Origin of the sequence: Paraburkholderia sp. EG286B, assembly GCF_040965655.1 — a bacterium.
Classification (GTDB): domain Bacteria; phylum Pseudomonadota; class Gammaproteobacteria; order Burkholderiales; family Burkholderiaceae; genus Paraburkholderia.
Window position 1 is genome coordinate 305261 of record NZ_JBFRCF010000009.1, and the last position, 16820, is coordinate 322080.

13 protein-coding genes are annotated in these 16820 nt (G+C 67.7%); 7 read left to right on the plus strand and 6 right to left on the minus strand.

Features of this window, described 5'->3' with window-relative positions; all coding sequences use genetic code 11:
* Positions 1 to 57: 57 nt before the first annotated feature.
* The 3 genes from AB4Y42_RS21575 (at position 58) to AB4Y42_RS21585 (ending at position 4473) form a co-directional block, all read left to right on the plus strand.
* Positions 58 to 1860 carry an acyl-CoA dehydrogenase family protein gene (locus AB4Y42_RS21575; protein ID WP_368695279.1) on the plus strand — a complete coding sequence of 601 codons (1803 nt, stop codon included), beginning with the start codon at positions 58 to 60 and terminating at the stop codon, positions 1858 to 1860.
* The gene (locus tag AB4Y42_RS21580) at positions 1857 to 3089 is read left to right on the plus strand and encodes a CaiB/BaiF CoA transferase family protein (RefSeq protein WP_368695280.1); all 1233 of its coding nucleotides are present in this window, start codon (positions 1857 to 1859) and stop codon (positions 3087 to 3089) included. The genes AB4Y42_RS21575 and AB4Y42_RS21580 overlap by 4 nt, the downstream gene beginning before the upstream one ends.
* A 67-nt stretch (positions 3090 to 3156) precedes the next feature.
* Positions 3157 to 4473: an MFS transporter gene (locus AB4Y42_RS21585; RefSeq protein ID WP_368695281.1), complete on the plus strand. Its 1317-nt coding sequence runs from the start codon at positions 3157 to 3159 to the stop codon at positions 4471 to 4473.
* Between the two features lie 7 nt (positions 4474 to 4480).
* On the opposite strand, the gene AB4Y42_RS21590 is transcribed toward AB4Y42_RS21585, so the two are convergent.
* From AB4Y42_RS21590 to AB4Y42_RS21600, 3 genes are all read right to left on the minus strand, one after another.
* Positions 4481 to 6529 carry an EAL domain-containing protein gene (locus AB4Y42_RS21590; protein ID WP_368695282.1) on the minus strand — a complete coding sequence of 683 codons (2049 nt, stop codon included), beginning with the start codon at positions 6527 to 6529 and terminating at the stop codon, positions 4481 to 4483.
* Positions 6530 to 6749: 220 nt separating this feature from the next.
* Entirely contained in the window at positions 6750 to 7682 is a 933-nt protein-coding gene (locus AB4Y42_RS21595; RefSeq protein WP_368695283.1) for a 2-hydroxyacid dehydrogenase, read from the minus strand.
* Positions 7683 to 7751: 69 nt separating this feature from the next.
* Entirely contained in the window at positions 7752 to 8732 is a 981-nt protein-coding gene (locus AB4Y42_RS21600; RefSeq protein ID WP_368689633.1) for an AraC family transcriptional regulator N-terminal domain-containing protein, read from the minus strand.
* A gap of 189 nt (positions 8733 to 8921) precedes the next feature.
* On the opposite strand from AB4Y42_RS21600, the gene AB4Y42_RS21605 reads away from it, so the two are divergent.
* On the plus strand, positions 8922 to 9974 hold the full coding sequence (locus tag AB4Y42_RS21605) for an NAD(P)-dependent alcohol dehydrogenase (RefSeq protein ID WP_368695284.1): 1053 nt from the start codon (positions 8922 to 8924) through the stop codon (positions 9972 to 9974).
* Positions 9975 to 10273: 299 nt separating this feature from the next.
* The gene (locus AB4Y42_RS21610) at positions 10274 to 11236 is read left to right on the plus strand and encodes a LysR family transcriptional regulator (protein ID WP_368689631.1); all 963 of its coding nucleotides are present in this window, start codon (positions 10274 to 10276) and stop codon (positions 11234 to 11236) included.
* 12 nt (positions 11237 to 11248) lie between these two features.
* On the opposite strand, the gene AB4Y42_RS21615 is transcribed toward AB4Y42_RS21610, so the two are convergent.
* A complete protein-coding gene (locus tag AB4Y42_RS21615; RefSeq protein ID WP_368695285.1) occupies positions 11249 to 11890 on the minus strand; it encodes a C39 family peptidase in 642 nt (213 codons plus the stop codon).
* 322 nt (positions 11891 to 12212) lie between these two features.
* On the opposite strand from AB4Y42_RS21615, the gene AB4Y42_RS21620 reads away from it, so the two are divergent.
* Positions 12213 to 13067: a helix-turn-helix domain-containing protein gene (locus AB4Y42_RS21620; protein WP_254319511.1), complete on the plus strand. Its 855-nt coding sequence runs from the start codon at positions 12213 to 12215 to the stop codon at positions 13065 to 13067.
* A 37-nt stretch (positions 13068 to 13104) separates the two neighbouring features.
* Here the strand turns inward: AB4Y42_RS21620 and AB4Y42_RS21625 are convergent, their stop codons facing one another.
* Positions 13105 to 14955, minus strand: coding sequence for a hybrid sensor histidine kinase/response regulator (locus AB4Y42_RS21625; RefSeq protein ID WP_368695326.1), 1851 nt, complete (start codon positions 14953 to 14955; stop codon positions 13105 to 13107).
* A gap of 52 nt (positions 14956 to 15007) precedes the next feature.
* On the minus strand, positions 15008 to 15532 hold the full coding sequence (locus AB4Y42_RS21630; protein ID WP_368695286.1) for a molybdopterin-dependent oxidoreductase: 525 nt from the start codon (positions 15530 to 15532) through the stop codon (positions 15008 to 15010).
* A 328-nt stretch (positions 15533 to 15860) separates the two neighbouring features.
* On the opposite strand from AB4Y42_RS21630, the gene AB4Y42_RS21635 reads away from it, so the two are divergent.
* Positions 15861 to 16808: a phosphoribosyltransferase family protein gene (locus AB4Y42_RS21635; RefSeq protein ID WP_368689628.1), complete on the plus strand. Its 948-nt coding sequence runs from the start codon at positions 15861 to 15863 to the stop codon at positions 16806 to 16808.
* Positions 16809 to 16820: the final 12 nt, after the last annotated feature.

Genomic DNA, 16820 nt, shown 5'->3' on the forward strand with positions numbered 1-16820 from the left:
AAGCCGCGCCTAAGCTACGCCGAATCGCAGAGCAAAACAGCATGGAGACAGCACACGATGAGCGATCGCCCCGCCTTCGCCACCCAGTCCGCACAGGCCCCGCAGACCGCCCCGGCAAGCGGTTCGGCCAACATCCCCGATAGCCGCGGCATCAACTTCTACACAAGCGACCCCGGTTTCGCGCCCCTTTTGCGCAGCTATCTGGGCGATGCCGCATTCGGCGCGCTCGAAACGCGGCTCGTCGCACTCGGCCAGCGCGCCTCCGACGAACTCGACGCGTTCGCGCTCGTCGCCGACAAGCACCCGCCCGCGCTCGAGGCGCGCACACGCAGCGGCGAAGCGATCCAGCGCATCGACAAGCATCCCGACTACGTGGCGCTCGAACGTGTCGCCTACGCGGAGCTCGGCCTCGCGGCCATGAGCCATCGCGAGAACGCGCCCGCGCCGCTCGTCAAATACGCGCTCACGTTTTTGTTCGTGCAGGCCGAATTCGGCCTGTGCTGCCCGGTGAGCATGACCGACTCGCTCACGCGCACGCTGCGCCGCTTCGGCTCGCCCGACCTCGTTGCGCGCTACTTGCCGATGCTCGCCTCGCAGGACTTCGACACGCTCTACCAGGGCGCGATGTTCATGACCGAGCAGGCAGCGGGTTCGGACGTGGCGCGCATCGCCACGCGCGCCACGCGTGAGCGCGACGCGAATGGCGAGGACGTGTGGCGTCTTTACGGCGACAAGTGGTTCTGCTCGAACGCCGACGCCGATCTCGCGATGGTGCTGGCGCGCCCCGACGACGCGCCGCCCGGCATCAAGGGCCTCGCACTGTTCCTGCTGCCGAAGACGCTCCCCGATGGCACGCGCAACGCCTATCGCATCGTGCGCCTGAAGGACAAGCTCGGCAGCCGCTCGATGGCGAGCGGCGAGATCGTGCTCGAAGGCGCGCAGGCGTACCTGATCGGCGAGGTGGGCCGCGGCTTTCATCAGATGGCGGACATGATCAACATGTCGCGGCTGTCGAACGGCGTGCGCGCGGCGGGCCTCATGCGCCGCGCCGTGACCGAGGCGCTGCACGTCGCGCGCAACCGCGAAGCGTTCGGCCGCAAGCTCATCGAAATGCCGCTGATGCAGCGTCAATTGCTCAAGATGATGCTGCCCGCCGAACAGGCGCGCTCGATGTTCATGCGCATCGCCACGCTGCTCGCGAGCGCCGATGCCGGCGACGCGCTCGCGGCGAAGTGCGTGCGCGTTCTCACGCCGCTCATCAAGTTCCGCGCCTGCCGCGACGCGCGCCGCGTCACCGGCGACGCCATGGAAGTGCGCGGCGGCGTGGGCTATATCGAGGAGTGGAGCGACCCGCGCCTCGTGCGCGACGCGCATCTCGGCTCGATCTGGGAAGGCACGAGCAATATCGTCGCGCTCGACGTCGCGCGTGCGGCGAAGCGCGAAGGCGCGCTCGAGGCGCTCACGCAGCACGTGCACGCGGAGCTTGCGCAAAGCGGCCTGCCCGAAGCAAGTACCGCGCTCCTGCGCGACGTGTTCGACCGCGCGGGCGCTGCGCTCGTGAGCGTGGCCGAATGCGGCCGCGACGAATCGGTGCGCCAGGCCGCGAGCGCGCTCTATCACGCCACGACGGCGGCCCTGATGGCCTGCGAAGCCGCGCAGATTTCGCACGACGCCGCGGATTACCGGCGCCTCGCCTTCGCGCATCTGCTCTTGCGCCACAAGCTGCTGCCGCGCGACCCGCTCGCGCTCGACGAACGCGACGAAAACGCCGCGACGCTGCGTGCGCTCGTGGACGAACGAGCGTTGACGCTCGAGCAAGCCATGCAACTGATTCCGGCACATCGAGGCGACGCGCGATGAATACAACTCAGGGATCCGCAGCAACCCCGGTGAACGGCGCGCTGCATGGCCTGCGCGTGATCGATCTGAGCCGCGTGCTGGGCGGTCCGTACTGCACCCAGGCGCTCGCCGATCACGGCGCCGAAGTCATCAAGCTCGAACCGCCCGACGGCGACGAAACGCGCGGCTGGGGCCCACCCTTCGTCGGCGATACGGCGTCGTACTACGTTGGCGTGAACCGCAACAAGCAGGGCATCGCCGTCGACCTCTCGCGCGAAGAGGGTCGCGCGATTCTGTGGCGGCTGCTCGAAGGCGCGGACGCGCTGGTCGAAAACTTCAAGCCGGGCACGCTCGCGCGCTGGGGCATGGACTACGAGCGCGATCTGCGTCCCCGTTTTCCCCGCCTGATTCACTGCGCAATTTCGGGCTTCGGTCCGGACGGCCCGCTCGGCGGCCTGCCCGGCTACGACGCCGCGATTCAAGCGATGGCGGGCCTGATGAGCGTGAACGGCGAGCACGACGGCCCCGCGCTGCGCATCGGCCTGCCGATCGTGGACATGGTCACGGGGCTAAACGCGCTCGCCGGCATCCTGCTCGCGCTGGCCGAGCGTGAAAATAGCGGCCTCGGGCAGTCGGTGGATATCGCGCTTTACGATTGCGGCGTGTCGCTCCTGCATCCGCATCTGCCGAACTATTTCGGCAATGGCCGCACGCCGCAGCGCAGCGGCAACGCGCACCCGAACATCGCGCCGTACGACAGCTACGCGACGGGTAGCGCGCCCATCTTCCTCGCGGTGGGCAACGACCGCCAGTTCGCGAAGCTCTGTGCGCACCTGGGCGTGCCCGGCCTCGCCGACGACCCGCGTTTCGCCGACAACCGCAGCCGCTGCGCGCATCGGCCGGAACTCAAGGCCGCGCTCGAAGCGCGGCTTGCCGCGCACGACTGCGAGCCGCTCGCGCGCGACCTGATCCGGGCCGGCGTGCCGTGCGGCCCCGTGCAGACCGTCGACGCCGTGGCTGCGCATCCGCACACGCAGCACCGCCGCATGATCGTCGAGATGGACGGCTATCGCGGCACCGGCGCGCCCGTGAAGCTCTCGCGCACGCCGCCGACCTATCGCACGCGCCCGCCCGCGCTCGGCGCCGACACGCGTGCCGTGATGGATGCGCTAGGCATCGACGCCGATATGCAGCAACGGCTCTTCGAAGCCGGCATTGTCAAGGATCCCGAAACGACGCCAAGCGCCTAGCGTTCCATCCCACCCCAACGGAATACAGACCGGCCCAAGCCGGCTCACCCCGATCCAGGAGACAAGCATGACCCGCCCCGGCACTACCCCTGCGCGCCAGCCCGCGCGCGCTTCGCTCGCCGCCTTTGTCGGCACCACCATCGAGTGGTACGACTTTTATATCTACGCCACCGCTTCGGCGCTCATCTTCGGCAAGCTCTTCTTCCCCTCCCACGAGCCGTTCTACAGCACGCTCGCCTCGTTCGGCACCTTCGCCGTGGGCTTCTTCGCGCGCCCCTTCGGCGGGCTCGTGTTCGGGCATCTGGGCGACCGTATCGGCCGCAAGAAGGCGCTCGTCGCGACGCTGTCGATCATGGGCGTCGGCACCGTGGGCATCGGCTTTTTGCCGACCTATGCGAGCGCCGGCGCGCTCGCCCCAGCGCTCCTCGTGCTGCTGCGCGTGGCGCAAGGCATTGCGATCGGCGGCGAATGGGGCGGCGCAGTGCTCATGGCCGGCGAGCATGCGCCCAAGGAAAAGCGCACGTTTCTCGCCTCGTTTGCGCAACTCGGCAGCCCGGCCGGCCTCATTCTCGCGCTGCTGGCGTTTCGCAGCGTCGCGCATCTCGGCCGGGACGCACTCTTTGCCTGGGGCTGGCGCTTGCCGTTCATCGCGAGCGCGGTGCTGCTCGTGGTGGGCCTGCTGATCCGCTCGGGCGTGGGCGAGTCGCCGGAATTCGAGGCGATCCGGACGCAGCGCCGCACCGCCGCGACGCCGATCGTCGAAGTGCTGCGCGATTCGTGGCGCGCCGTGCTGCTGTGTCTCGGCGCGAATGTGATCGGCGTGGCGGGCGCGTGGTTCGTCAACACCTTCATGCTCAACTACACGACCCAAACGCTCGGGCTCGACCGCGGGCTGATTCTGGATTGCCTGTTCATCGTCGCGTTCATCCAGCTTTTTACGCAGCTCTTTTCCGGCTGGTTTGCCCAGCGCGTGGGCGCCGGTCGCTTCCTCGTGCTGGCCGCCGCGCTGGCCATGATTTCGCCTTACCCGATGTTCGTGCTCGTCTCAACCGGCCGGCCGATCGCCATCGTGGTCGGCATTGCGATTGCGGTGATGTGCATGTGCAGCTCGTACGCGGTGATGGCGGGCTTCATGACGAATGCGTTCCCGGTGCGCGTGCGCTACTCGGCGATTTCGATCTCCTACCAGTGTTGCGCGGCGCTCGCGGGCGGCCTCACTCCCCTCGTCGGCACGCTGCTCGCGCATGACTATCCGGGTCAGTGGTGGCCGCTGGCGCTGTTCTATAGCGCGCTCGCGGCCATTTCGCTCGTGTGCATCGCGGTGCTGCAGCGCAAGCAGTCGTCGGCCACCCAAAGCGACGTGGCGCTGGCGTTGCAGGACTAACGCTCTGCTACACGGCCGCCGCTACCGCCGCTATCAGCCCGTTCAGCGCAACGCGCCAGGCTTCGCTGTTCGGGCCTTCGGTCAGCAGCGCGCCGACCACCTCCCGGTGCAGCGCATCGCGTTGCGCGCCGGCCGGCAGAATATCGCCGAAGCCCGCCAGCGACTGCGCGAGCGGCGTGCTGCTGCCCTCGCCCTCTTCGCGCGTCAAGGCGCGCAAGAGGTGTTGCGCCGCTTCGGGCACCGCCGCGATCATGAGCATGCGCTCTTCCCAGTTCACGAAGCGGGCGAGCCGCGCCAGGAGGCCTTCCGTTCCGGCGCCGCTTTCGACGTTCGCGGTCGCGGCGAAGGCCGGCGTCGTGTCGAGCCATTCGATGAGACGTGTGCCTTCCATCGGCTTCGCGATGCCATAGCCCTGCGCGCCGTCCACGCCGAGAATGGCGAGCGCGCGAAGGAGGTCGAGCGTATCGACGCCTTCCGCAAGCACGCGCCTGCCCAGCGAATGGCCGAGGCGCGTCAACTGATAGATCACGCGCAGCGTACTGAGCGCGTCGCCGCCGCTCACCTTCACCATCTCGCGGTCGAGCTTGATCCAGTCGAACGGCAATTCACGCAGGCGCGTGAGGCCGCTATGCCCGGCGCCGAGATCGTCCTGCGCGAGCAGCACACCCAACTCGCGGAACTTCGCGAGAATGGCGCGCTGCCCCTGGCTCAGCGACAGTGCTTCGTTCTCCAGAACTTCCAGCGTGAGCCGCGCAGCCGGGCAACGGTGCGCGGCCAGCGCGGTGCGGGTGGCCTCGAAATAGCGGATGTCGTTGAGCGCCGCCGGCGGCAGGTTGATCGAGACGTCGAGGTCGCGGCCCTGGGCGTACCAGCGTTCGCGGTCGGCAAGCGCCTGCTCGATGCCGCGTGCGAAGAGCGCGAGCAGATCGTCGGAGGAGAGCGCCGAGAGGAACATGTCGGGCACGAGCAGGCGCTCGCCATCGCGCAGACGCGCCAGCGCTTCGACCTTGGTCGCCCTGCCCGTTGCGAGGCTGAGCAGCGGCTGATAGTGCATTTCCAGCGCGCCGGTGCGCACGAGCGCCGCCCAATGCTGGCGCACGCTCACCGGCACGGCGGCGCTCAGGCCGTCGTTGCCGGCGATACGCATCGCGGCGCAGCCGAGCAACGTTTGCAGCAAATCGACGAAGGCCACCTGATCGGGCCCGACGAAGCCGCCCGGCAACGCGCTATACAGACTCAACACGGCGAGCGGCGGCTGTCCGGGCGCGGCCAGCGGAATCGCCACCGAAGAGCGCACGCCCTCGCGCGCCGCGAGATCGCGCCACGGCGCGACGAGCGGATCGGTCTGATAGTTCACGACGCGCTCGGGCTTGCCGTTGCGCCACGCGCGCCCGATGGCGCCCTGCCCTTGCGGATGATCGGCGCGCACGCTGATTTCCCGATCGTGCGCGGCGAGCACGTTGAGCATGCCGCCTTCGGTCTTGCCGCCCGCGCCGGCCTCGAAATGGAAAATGCCCGCTGCGTCGGGACGGCCGATGGTGCAGGCGCTCACTTCGTCGTGCGCCGCCAGCGCGGCGATCACCTGGTCGATGAAATTCGTGTAGCTACCCGCCTCCCACACAAGACGCGTGATGCGCAACAGCGCCTCCTGCTGCGAGTCCTGGACCGCCTGGTACGCCTTGAGTTGCCACGCGAGGTCCGTGGTCAGGCGGCGCGCGTAGAGCGAGAGTTGTTGCGTGCTCACGGTTCGGCCGACGTCCGCGTAGAGCAGCTCCTGAAGAATGCCGCGGCTGCGCACGAGTTCTTCCTTGTCGAGCCCGACGATGGCATGAATGCGGCCGATGCGCTGCGCCATGTCCTCGTGCTCGCGCGCGGTCAGACCGAGGCTGGCGAGGGCAAGGAGATTCTGGATCTGCCGCGCCTTGAGGTGCGCGAGTTCCGCAGCCGAGAGCATTTCGAGGATGCGGCGGGATTTGGGCAAGCGGCCCAGCTCCTCGTAGAAGCGGTTCACCACGTGGGCCGCGTGCTCGTGTAGCGCGCCAATCAGCGTTTTCATTTTTGAGCCTTCGATATCACCGCCCTGGCGTCACGGCCCGGATCTGCAAAACGGGCAGGGTGTCGCGCCGGGTTCATGGCCGTGGTGGTCACTAGCGGCCGCTCGAACAGCGATTCTGGCTCGCACAGGAGGGATGATACGTCATGCGCTGCGGGCGTCGGTGCACGGTGGCATACACGGGGCGGCGCACGTGGGCGCTAAAAGCGCCCAACGCCGGCCTTCAAAGCGGCGTGAGCAGCGCCTCGCCCGCGAAGTGCCGCGCCGCGTTTTCGGCGAAGTGGCGCACCGTGGCGGTGCGCACGTCGGGCGACGCGCCAGCCACGTGCGGCGTGAGCACGATGTTGTCCAACCCGATGAGCGCGGCGGGCGGCTGCGGCTCGCCCTCGTAGACGTCGAGCCCCGCGCCGCCCAGCGTCCCCGCCTTCAGCGCGAGGGCGAGCGCGGCCGTATCGACCACGCTGCCGCGCGACACGTTGACGAGAAAGCCGTGCGGCCCCAGCGCGTCGATCACGTCGCGGTCGATCAGATGCTTCGATTGCGCGCCGCCCGGCGTCGCGATCACGAGAAAGTCGCTCCATTGCGCGAGCGCCATCACGCTCTCGAAATAGCGCGCCTGAGCGCCCTCGCGCGGCTTGCGGTTGTGATAGCCGAGCTCCATGCCGAAGCCCGCCGCGCGCCGCGCGACCTTCTCGCCGATATGCCCGTAGCCGACGATGCCGAGCCGCCGCCCCGTGACCGTGGGGCGCATGGGCAGCGCGTCGCGCCAGACGCCGGTGCGACAGGCGGCGTCGAACTGCGGCACGGCGCGCACGGCCGCGAGCAGGAGCGCGAGCGCGTGGTCGGCGACGCAGTCGGCATTGACGCCCGCGCCATTGCACAGCGCGATGCCACGCTCGCGGGCGTGATCGAGTGCGATGTTCTCGTAGCCCGCGCCGAGCGCGCCCGCCAGTTCGAGCGCGGGCATGCGGTCGATTTCGTCGGCGGTGAGGCCCGTCGTGCCGTTGGTGAGCACCACGCGCACGTCCTTGCCGCGTTCCGCGACCGCTTTGGCGCGCGCATCCGCATCGGGCGCGTAGATCACGTCGAACTGTTCGCCAAACCCGGCGAGGTCTTCAGCGGGAAGCAGTATCAGGACCAGCAGGCATGGCTTCATCGTCGTGTCACCCTTCCGTCATTGTTTCGATATGCGAATCGAATACCGGAGTGCCCCCGCGCGTGGACTTCACACGGCCGTCACATAGCGCGGCGGCAGCACCTCGACGCGCGGCGCGGCCGCGGCGGCTGCGGCGTCGCGCGCCTGGCGCATCTGGTCGGCCGGGCTCATGCCGAACAGGCGCTTGAATTCGCGGCTGAACTGCGACGCGCTTTCATAGCCGACGCGCGTGGCCGCCGCGCTCACGGTCAGGCCGTCGTGCGTGATCAGGAGGCGCGCATGATGCAGGCGCGTGGTCTTCACGTACTGCATCGGCGATGTCGAGGTGACGGCCTTGAAATGCGCATGAAAAACGGCAAGGCTCATGCCCGCCTCGGAGGCGAGCGTTTCGACGTCGAGGTCGCCACGGTAGTCGGTGTGAATGCGCCGCAGCGCCTTCGCGATCCGCCCGAAGTGATGCTGATGCGTGAGCGCCGCGCGAATCGCGTCGCCCTGCTCGCCCATGAGCACGCGGTAGCAGATCTCACGCACGATCGAAGGACCGAGAATGCGCGCTTCGTACGGTTGCGCGAGCGCTTCGAGCAGGCGCAGCACGGCATTCGAGAGCGTGGCGTCGAGCGGCGTGGCGTAGATGCCCGAGGGTTCGGACACGGCGCGGCGCGGGTCGTCGAGCGCCATGAGCAGTTCGGCGACGGTCGTGAGATCGACGCGAATCGAGATGGCGAGAATCGGCTTCTCGGGGCTCGCCTCGGTCTCGCACTCGAACGGCATCGGCACCGAGAGGACCAGGTATTGCTGGGCGTCGTAGATGAACACCTGGTCGCCGAGAAAGCCGCGCTTGCGCCCCTGGCAGACGATGAAAATGCTCGGTTCGTACATGACCGGCTGGCGCGGATGGCTTTGGCTGCCGCGGTAGAGCCGCACGCCTTCGACCGCCGTGGCGTGCACGCCGTCGCGCTGCGTGATTTGCATGAGCAGGTCGACCGTGCGCGCCTGCGTGGCGGCCGCCGGCGCGATGGCCGCCGCGGCGAGGGTTTTGACGTAGCCCATATCGGTTGTGCCCCAAAAGATGAAGTCAGGCAGAGAAACAGGCTTGCCAATCTATCACCGAACCTGTGGATGTGCTGAGCACCAGGAGAATCAGGCAAGTCTTCGATAGCTTCAGGTATTCCCTGGGTGGGTCCCGGTCCTTACGATGGGAACCCTGCCGCAACACCCATGCACCAAAGGAGCCAACCCATGTACCCAACTTACGGATACGCCGCCCGCGACGCCGCCTCGCCGCTCGCCGCGTTCGAATTCCAGCGCCGCGACCTGCGCGAACTCGACGTCCGTATCGACGTGCTGTTCTGCGGCGTGTGCCACTCCGACCTGCACCAGGCGCGCGACGAATGGCGCAACACGATTTACCCGGTCGTGCCGGGCCACGAGATCGTCGGCCGCGTGGCCGAAGTCGGCAACGGCGTCACGCAGTACAAGGTGGGCGAACTCGTCGGCGTGGGCTGTCTCGTCGACTCGTGCCGCACCTGCCCGAGTTGCGCCGAAGGCCTCGAACAGTATTGCGAGAACGGCTGGGTCGGCACCTATAACGGCGCCGACCGCGTGAGCGGCGACATCACCTACGGCGGCTACTCCACGCAGTTGGTGGTGGACGAAGCGTTCGTGCTGCGCGTGCCCGAGAACCTCGATGCCGCCGCTGCGGCGCCGCTGCTGTGCGCGGGCATCACCACGTATTCGCCGCTGCGCACGTGGGGCGCAGGCCCCGGCAAGAAGGTCGGCATCGTGGGGCTCGGCGGCCTCGGTCACATGGGCGTGAAGCTCGCGCATGCCATGGGCGCGCACGTGGTGCTGTTCACCACGTCGCCGTCGAAGATCGAAGACGGCAAGCGCCTTGGCGCGGATGAAGTGGTGATCTCGAAGGACCCGGAGCAGATGCAGGCGCACGCCAACAGCTTCGACCTGATCGTGAACACCGTGGCCGCGCAGCACGACCTCAACCCGTTCATCGAACTGCTGCGCCGTGACGGCACGATGACGCTGGTGGGCGCGCCCGAGCACGATCACCCGTCGCCGCAAGTTTTCAACCTGATCATGAAGCGCCGCCGTCTGGCGGGCTCGCTGATCGGCGGCATTGCAGAAACCCAGGAAATGCTGGACTTCTGCGGCAAGCATGGCATTACGTCGGATATCGAAATGATCAAGATGCAGGACATCAACAACGCCTATGAGCGCATGCTCAAGAGCGATGTGAAGTACCGCTTCGTGATCGACCTCGATTCGCTGCGCAAGTAACGCGCACGTCGCGCAGGCAACAAGACCCGCGCATCCCGACGTAACACCCTGCCCCGCCGGGCCATCCGTTCCGGATGGCCCGCCAGCCCTTCCCCTTCGAGGCCTACTTTTTTGGCCTCCCGTAGTCGAGCCGGCGTCACATGCGCCGCCATCCAATCGTCATGGCTGTTTAACCGCTGAGCGTCGCTTTCCGCGAGACGCCGGCGCCGCGAAGCGCATTCGTCGCTACGCGGCTCACTCTTTTTCTGCAGCAGCGCGGATTTCGTTCAAGCCTCAAGCCCATTGTCAGGAGCTCGCCCGTGATCGACCGCATCCAGGCGATGCGCACGTTCGTACGCATCGTCGACACCAATAGTTTCACCAAAGCCGCGCAGTCACTCGATATGCCGCGCGCCAGCGCCACCACGCTGATGCAGAACCTCGAATCGCTGCTCGGCACGCAATTGCTCGTGCGCACCACGCGGCGCCTTTCGCTCACGCCCGAAGGCGCCGCGTACTACGAGCGCGCCTCGCAGATCCTCGCCGACATCGACGATGCCGAAGCGAGCGTGCGCCAGTCGCCCGGCGCGATCGGCGGCCGCTTGCGCGTGGAAATGCCGGGCCTCATCGCCAACGCGATCGTGCTGCCCGCGCTCGATGAATTTCACGCGCGCTATCCGCAGATCGACCTCGTGATCGGCGTGAGCCTGCGCAACGTCGATCTCGTCGGCGAGGGCGTGGATTGCAGCATCCAGCTCGGCGAGCTGCCCGATTCGGGACTCGCTGCGCGACGCCTTGGCGTGCTGGAGCACGTGACCTGCGCGAGCCCCGCTTACCTCGAGCGGCATGGCGCGCCGCAAACGCTCGACGATCTCGCGCAGCATCCGGTCGTCAACTTCCTCTCGCCGCTCACGGGCCGCCCGTTCGAGTTCGACTTCGAGGTGGACGGCAGTCCGACCAAGGTGAAGGTGGACGGGTTCGTGCATGTCTCCGACGAGTTCGCCTACCTCACGTGCGGTCTGCAGGGCTATGGGCTGATCCAGCCGCCGCTGCTCGCGGCGCAGCCGTACCTGGACAGCGGTGCGTTGGTCGAGGTGCTGCCGCAGTGGAAGCCGCTGCCTACGCCCGTTTCGGTGGCGTTCGTGAAGTCGCGGCAGCTGTCGCCGCGCGTGCGCGTGTTCGTCGACTGGCTCGCGGAGTTGTTTGAGGATGCTGGCGCGGTGAATCGCGATCTCTCGCGGGTGCGGCAGTTGTTGGAGGGGCTGCAGTTGGCGCCGGTCTGAGCCCACGCGCATTCAGCGCGGCCGCCTAAGCGCCATCCCACGCCGCGCGTGAAACCGCGCAACCGTCTCATAAGGCAGCCAAGCATCCGCCTGATACGGCGCAATGCCCGAAGGATTGTGGAACCAGACGCCGCCATCGCCGCGGCCGTGCAGCAGGATCAGATGACCGCCCTGGCCGGGATCCATCCGCTCGGGATAGCGGATCTCCGGGCTCACGGAGACGATGGCAAGCGTGTCGGCATCGATGCGCGCGGCACTCGCCGCGATGCCCTCGTCGGTCATCACCTCCACGCGCACGCCGAACGCGCCTTCCACCCATGCGGCGAACGGCCGGTAAATCAAACCGTCCACACCGCCATCTTCGCGCACGCGATATACCCCATGCCGCAACGCCTCCTCGAGCATCTGCGCGCGCGGCGCATGCGCGACGCCCCAATAGTCGAGCGCCGATTCGAGGCAGGTCAGGCCGCACAGGCGCTTGGCCCAGAAGCGGTAGGCGTCGGCCTCCGGGAAGCCGCTCGCCCGCCAGTGCGGGTCCTCGCACGGGTCGGCGCCGCGCTCGACGATGGGCGCCACCCAGTCGGCGCTGCCCCACTGGCTGTAGTACGGCACGCCTTCATGTCGCCATGTCCCGCCGTTGCGCCCGTCGTCCAAACGATACCCCTCGCCGCAGTAAGGTTGATCTTCCGCGCGCGAGCGCACGGCGTTCAAAATCGTGCATCTTCGCAGCCGCGCGCCGTCCCCGCAATGCCGCGAATATCGCAAGCCGGATGTAAACGAAGCCGAATATACGCTTACATTCTCGTTTTTCGGCGCCGCATTACATTTAGCTAAAATAGCGCCGTCGTTTGGCATTTTATGCGTTTAGAATATCGTGCTCCCGTGCGCAGGCCGCGCGAGGTCCGGTCAGACCGGCCTCACGGCGCCACGGCATGATCAATCAGAAACTGAATCCACGAATCCCCCTTTGAGCAGTATGTCGAACGTTGCCTACACAACCGACTCGGCCTCGGTGGCGGAGCGCGTACGCGAGCTGATGAGCCGTCACGGCATCGGCAAGCGTCAACAAACGACCGAGCTGTGCCGGATTCTTGAACTGAGCTTTTCACAGGGGCACCGCAAGCTGCGCGGCAACAGCCCGTGGACGCTCGCGCAGATCAAGAAAGTGGCCGAAGCGTTCGGCGAACCCGCGGGCCAGCTGTTCGGCGCGCAGTTGCTCGACCCCGGCATGGTCGGGGCCAGCGCTCAAGAAGCGATGCTCTGCGTGAGCGCCGCCGAGCTGCCCTGTACCGCGTGGATCGGCGCGCCGGTCGAGGCGGGCAGCCGCCCCGACTTCGTCGCCTACGAAAAGCAGGGCCAGTGGCGCGTGGTGCGCCCGGACGGCGCGCTCTACCAGAACGCGCGCGAAGTCCACAAGATCGAGATCTACCCGCGCCGCGCCGAGTCCGACAAGCCGCTCATCGCCGTCGTCGACGACGACCGCTCCTCCGCCGACAACCTGCGCGACTACCTCGAGCACAGCGGCTACACGGCACTCGCGCTCTACGGCCTCGCGGCATTCAACGAAGCGCTCGAAAACAACGTGTTCGACGGCGTGGTGATCGACTGGCTGTTCGGCAGCCAGACCGCCGCCGAGGCGATCCGCAGCGTGCGCGCCTCCGAGAACCCCGACGCGCCCATCTTCGTGCTCACCGGCGAACTGCTGACCGGCAAGGCCAGCGAATCGGAGATCAGCCAGGTCGTGCGCCACTACAACGTGGCCTGCTACGAAAAGCCGGCGCGCATGGCGATTCTCGTCGCCGATCTTTCAAAGCGGCTCAACCGCGGCTGACGCCGCGCATCGTCCGCTCCGCCCGCTCCCAAGCCTTTCAGGCGGCCGCGCGCGGCGCGCTCAGCGCGCGCTGCAACGCCGCCCGCAGCACCTCGTAATGCACCGGCTTCGTGAGCCGGTCGAAGAACGGCGCGCCCTCGCCGCCCGGCGTCTTGCCCGCGTGGTCCGGAAGCGCCGCCAGCCCCGCCACGTCGGCGCTCACCGCGATCACGCGCGGCTGCGCGAGCACGTCCTGCGCGGTTTCGAGCCCCGCCACGAAGTCGTAGCCGTCGCGGCCCGGCATATGCAGGTCGAGCAGCACCACGTCGCATGCCACGTGCGCGAGCAGCGCGAGCGCACTGTCGGCGTCGCCGGCCGCGAGCGCGCGATAGCCCATGTGCGCGACCATCTCGCAGAGCGAATCGCGCACGAGCGGGTTGTCGTCGACGACGAGCACCTGCGGCGCTGTCCGCGCGGGCTGCGCCGCTTCGGCCACGGCCGCGGGCGCCGGCGGCTCGACCGGCGTAACGGGAATGCGCACGGTGAAGGTCGTGCCTTTACCCACTCGGCTTTGCGTCTCGATCGTGCCGCCGAACAGCTCGACGAGGCCGCGCACGATCGCGAGCCCCATCCCCGCGCCTTCATAGCGCCGCGAGCGCGACGTGTCGAGCTGCGTAAACTCCTTGAAGATGAGCGGAATCTGGTCCGGCGCCACGCCGGGCCCCGTGTCGCCGACGACGATCACGAGCGTGTCGCCGCCAGCGGCCTTCGGCGCGCCCTCCTCATCCTGCGATGGCCGCGGGACCCGCGCGGGCGCCTGCAGCCAGAATTCGAGTCGCACCTTGCCGCGCTCCGTGTAGCGGATCGCGTTCGTGACGAGGTTGCCGGCGATCTGGCGAATCCGATGCGGGTCGGCCACCACGCGCCGCTGCGGGCCCACCCACGCATGCTCGAACACGAGCCCGCGCGAGCGCGCCGCCTGCTCGTTCTCGTCGACGATCGACTGCAGCAGTTCGCGCGGCTCGAACTCTTCCTGGCGCAATTCGAGCTTGCCCGCGCCGAGACGCGCGTAGTCGGTGAGGTCCTTCATCTGCGCTTCGAGCTGGCGCGCGGCGGTTTCGAGGCGCTGGATCACCTTGCGGTCGGCTTCCGAATGCGAGTTGAAGCCGAGCAGCTCGATCGACGAGACGATCGCGTGCAGCGGCGTGCGCAGTTCGTGGCTGATCATGCCGAGGAAGGCGTCCTTCGCCATGCTCGCCTCGCGCGCGGCGCGGCTCGCCTGGTGCTCGGCTTCGAGCGCCGCGCGCTGCTGGTGCAGCAGGCGCGTGCGCCGGTAGCCGTTCATCACGAGCAGCACGCCCGCCGCCGCCGACAGCACGAGCAGCACGAGCCCCGAAGCGAACAGTTCGCGGCGCTTGGCGATGAAGTCGTGCCGGATCGCCTCGCGCTCGGTCACGTCGGCGAAACGCCGGTTCAGCGCGAGGTCGGTCACCTGGGTCCAGTGCAGGTCGAGCGCCATGAGCATCGGCACTGCGCGTTCGGGGTTGTCCGCGAGCGTGGCGATTTCGGCCTCGAACGGCGAGATCGTCGCGGCCAGAATGGCGAGATCGGCGTCCTGGCGGCGCTTGAGGCCCGGCGTCGAGTCGAGCGAGAGCGTCGAGCCCTTCATCACGTTGAGCTTCGACTGCAGCACCTCGTAGCGCAGCCGCACCTTGTCGAGATCGCGGTCGATGCCGTCCGCGAACATCAGCAACTGGCTCTCGAAGCGCGCGTAGGCGATCTGGAGCTGCGCGGCGTCCCAGTACAGGCCGTCGTAATTGCCCGTGATGCGCTGCACGACCTGCGGATTGAGCAGGTTCGCATAGAGCAGATAGCCGACCGCCACCACGGGCGGCGCGAGCGCCGCCATCCAGATGATCGCCTGCAGCAGGCGTCGCAAGGGACGTTGTATCACCCGCTACTCACCGCTTGATCGTCATCGACTTGATCTGCCACGCGAATTTCGAGTCGCCTGCCGCGCCGTCGAGCTCGAGCGGATGCTGGTCGCGTGGATAGATCAGGAACAACGGGCCGAAATTGCTCACCTTGAGCCGCTGGCCGTTCATCTCATAGGCGACCACCACGCCGTAGCGCGCGGCGTCGGCCACGGGCACGACGCAGGTGTAGTCGTCGAGCGTATGGATCTCGATCTGGCTGCCGTAGGCGCCCACGGCCTTGAGCACGTCCGAAAGCAGCGGGCCCGTGAAGGTCGAGCGCGGCGTCCAGGTCGTGGCCGTCGTGATCGAATGCGCGGGCAGCGCGAGCAGTTCCGCCTCGCTGAAGTGATACGCCGTGTGGGACGCGTTGTTGGTCACGCGCACCTCGCCATCGACGTCGAGCGAGAGCGCACCGGTCGAACCCGCCGCCTGCGCAGAAGGTGCAAAAAACGGCGCCGCACTCGCGAGCGCCACCACGGCGGCCCAGCGCCGCCAGCCTGGCCATCCCATCCCATGCCACATCTTGCCCGAGCCCTTTCGCGCGATGATTCGCGTCGTTTTCGTGTGTCTTTGCGCGGCGCTACGCTACATTTTGCGGTAATGCGCCGCTTTTTCCTGCTGCTTTACCCTCGTTTTCCTGCAACCTCCACCCGCCGTGCCAGCAGGCGCTGGTGAGCATAGGCATAATATCGTCAAACATTGTGCTGACAATAGCCGTCTTTTTCTCGTACACCGCTATCGGAAACGCGCGTTGCGCAGTTGCCGCGCAGTTGCCGCGCAGCTACCGCGCAGTTACCGCGCAGTTACCGATCACGCGCTTCGACACCCAATTCAACCCATGGATAAACCTGTCGTTCCGCTCACCTACGAACAGCTCGATCACTGGGTCGAGTCGCTTCAGCCGGCGCTGATCGCGGAGGAATTCGACCTCGTGGTCGGCATCCTGCGCGGCGGCGCGCCGCTCGCGCTGATGGTTTCGCACGCAACGGGGGCGGCTGTCGCATTCCTGCGCTATGACCGCATCACGCGTGAAGTGCGCTGGGATTCCACGCTGCCGCTGCCCGAACCGGGCTCGAAAGTGCTGCTCTGCGAGGACATCGCGGGGCGCGGCCATACGCTCGTGGACTGCATCGCGTTCCTGAGCGAGCACGGGCTCGTCGTGCGCACGCTCACCGGCGCCTACGACGACCTCAGCCGTTTGCGCCCCGATTATTCGATCGACGCGAGCGGCTATTTCGCGCTGTTCCCGTGGGAGCGCCAGGCCTACACCGACCGCTATCGCGCCGACTGGATCCGCGACGGCGAAGGCGACGGTACGCGCATGGCCGACGACCACGAGTATGCGGTCTACGCCATCGATCTCGACGGCGTCCTGCTCCCCGACCTCCCGATTGCGCGCTACGACGAAGACCTCGTCGCCGCGCTCGCCGAGCGCGATGAGCTGGTGCCGTTCGAGCGTCTGCCCGGCATCGACATGAAACGCACGCGCGCGATCATCACGGGGCGTCCGGAGATCGACCGCGAGCGCACGCTCGCCTGGCTCGAACGCCACGGTTTCGGGCACCTGGAACTGATCATGCGCACGCCGGACGAACACGACGACACGGCCGCGGCCGTGGCGGCGCACAAGGCCGCGGCGGCCATCCGCAGCGGCGTCACGCACTTCATCGAGAGCGATCCGGTGCAGGCCATCCTGATTGCCCAGACCGCGCCGCTCCTACGCGTGATCTGGTGGAACGCCCAGGCGCGCACGGGCACGCTGATCGGCGCCTCGGCCTGGAGCTGAGCGAGCCGGCGT

What these genes read in the sequence shown, in the direction of transcription:
- AB4Y42_RS21625 (WP_368695326.1), bottom strand. Translation starts at nt 14,955, where the DNA reads ATGGCGGCGCTCGCGCCGCCCGTGGTGGCGGTCGGCTATCTGCTCTAT.
- AB4Y42_RS21590 (WP_368695282.1), bottom strand. Translation starts at nt 6,529, where the DNA reads ATGAAAACGCTGATTGGCGCGCTACACGAGCACGCGGCCCACGTGGTG.
- AB4Y42_RS21635 (WP_368689628.1), top strand. Translation starts at nt 15,861, where the DNA reads ATGGATAAACCTGTCGTTCCGCTCACCTACGAACAGCTCGATCACTGG.
- AB4Y42_RS21600 (WP_368689633.1), bottom strand. Translation starts at nt 8,732, where the DNA reads ATGGGCTACGTCAAAACCCTCGCCGCGGCGGCCATCGCGCCGGCGGCC.
- AB4Y42_RS21585 (WP_368695281.1), top strand. Translation starts at nt 3,157, where the DNA reads ATGACCCGCCCCGGCACTACCCCTGCGCGCCAGCCCGCGCGCGCTTCG.
- AB4Y42_RS21620 (WP_254319511.1), top strand. Translation starts at nt 12,213, where the DNA reads ATGTCGAACGTTGCCTACACAACCGACTCGGCCTCGGTGGCGGAGCGC.
- AB4Y42_RS21580 (WP_368695280.1), top strand. Translation starts at nt 1,857, where the DNA reads ATGAATACAACTCAGGGATCCGCAGCAACCCCGGTGAACGGCGCGCTG.
- AB4Y42_RS21595 (WP_368695283.1), bottom strand. Translation starts at nt 7,682, where the DNA reads ATGAAGCCATGCCTGCTGGTCCTGATACTGCTTCCCGCTGAAGACCTC.
- AB4Y42_RS21575 (WP_368695279.1), top strand. Translation starts at nt 58, where the DNA reads ATGAGCGATCGCCCCGCCTTCGCCACCCAGTCCGCACAGGCCCCGCAG.
- AB4Y42_RS21605 (WP_368695284.1), top strand. Translation starts at nt 8,922, where the DNA reads ATGTACCCAACTTACGGATACGCCGCCCGCGACGCCGCCTCGCCGCTC.
- AB4Y42_RS21630 (WP_368695286.1), bottom strand. Translation starts at nt 15,532, where the DNA reads ATGGGATGGCCAGGCTGGCGGCGCTGGGCCGCCGTGGTGGCGCTCGCG.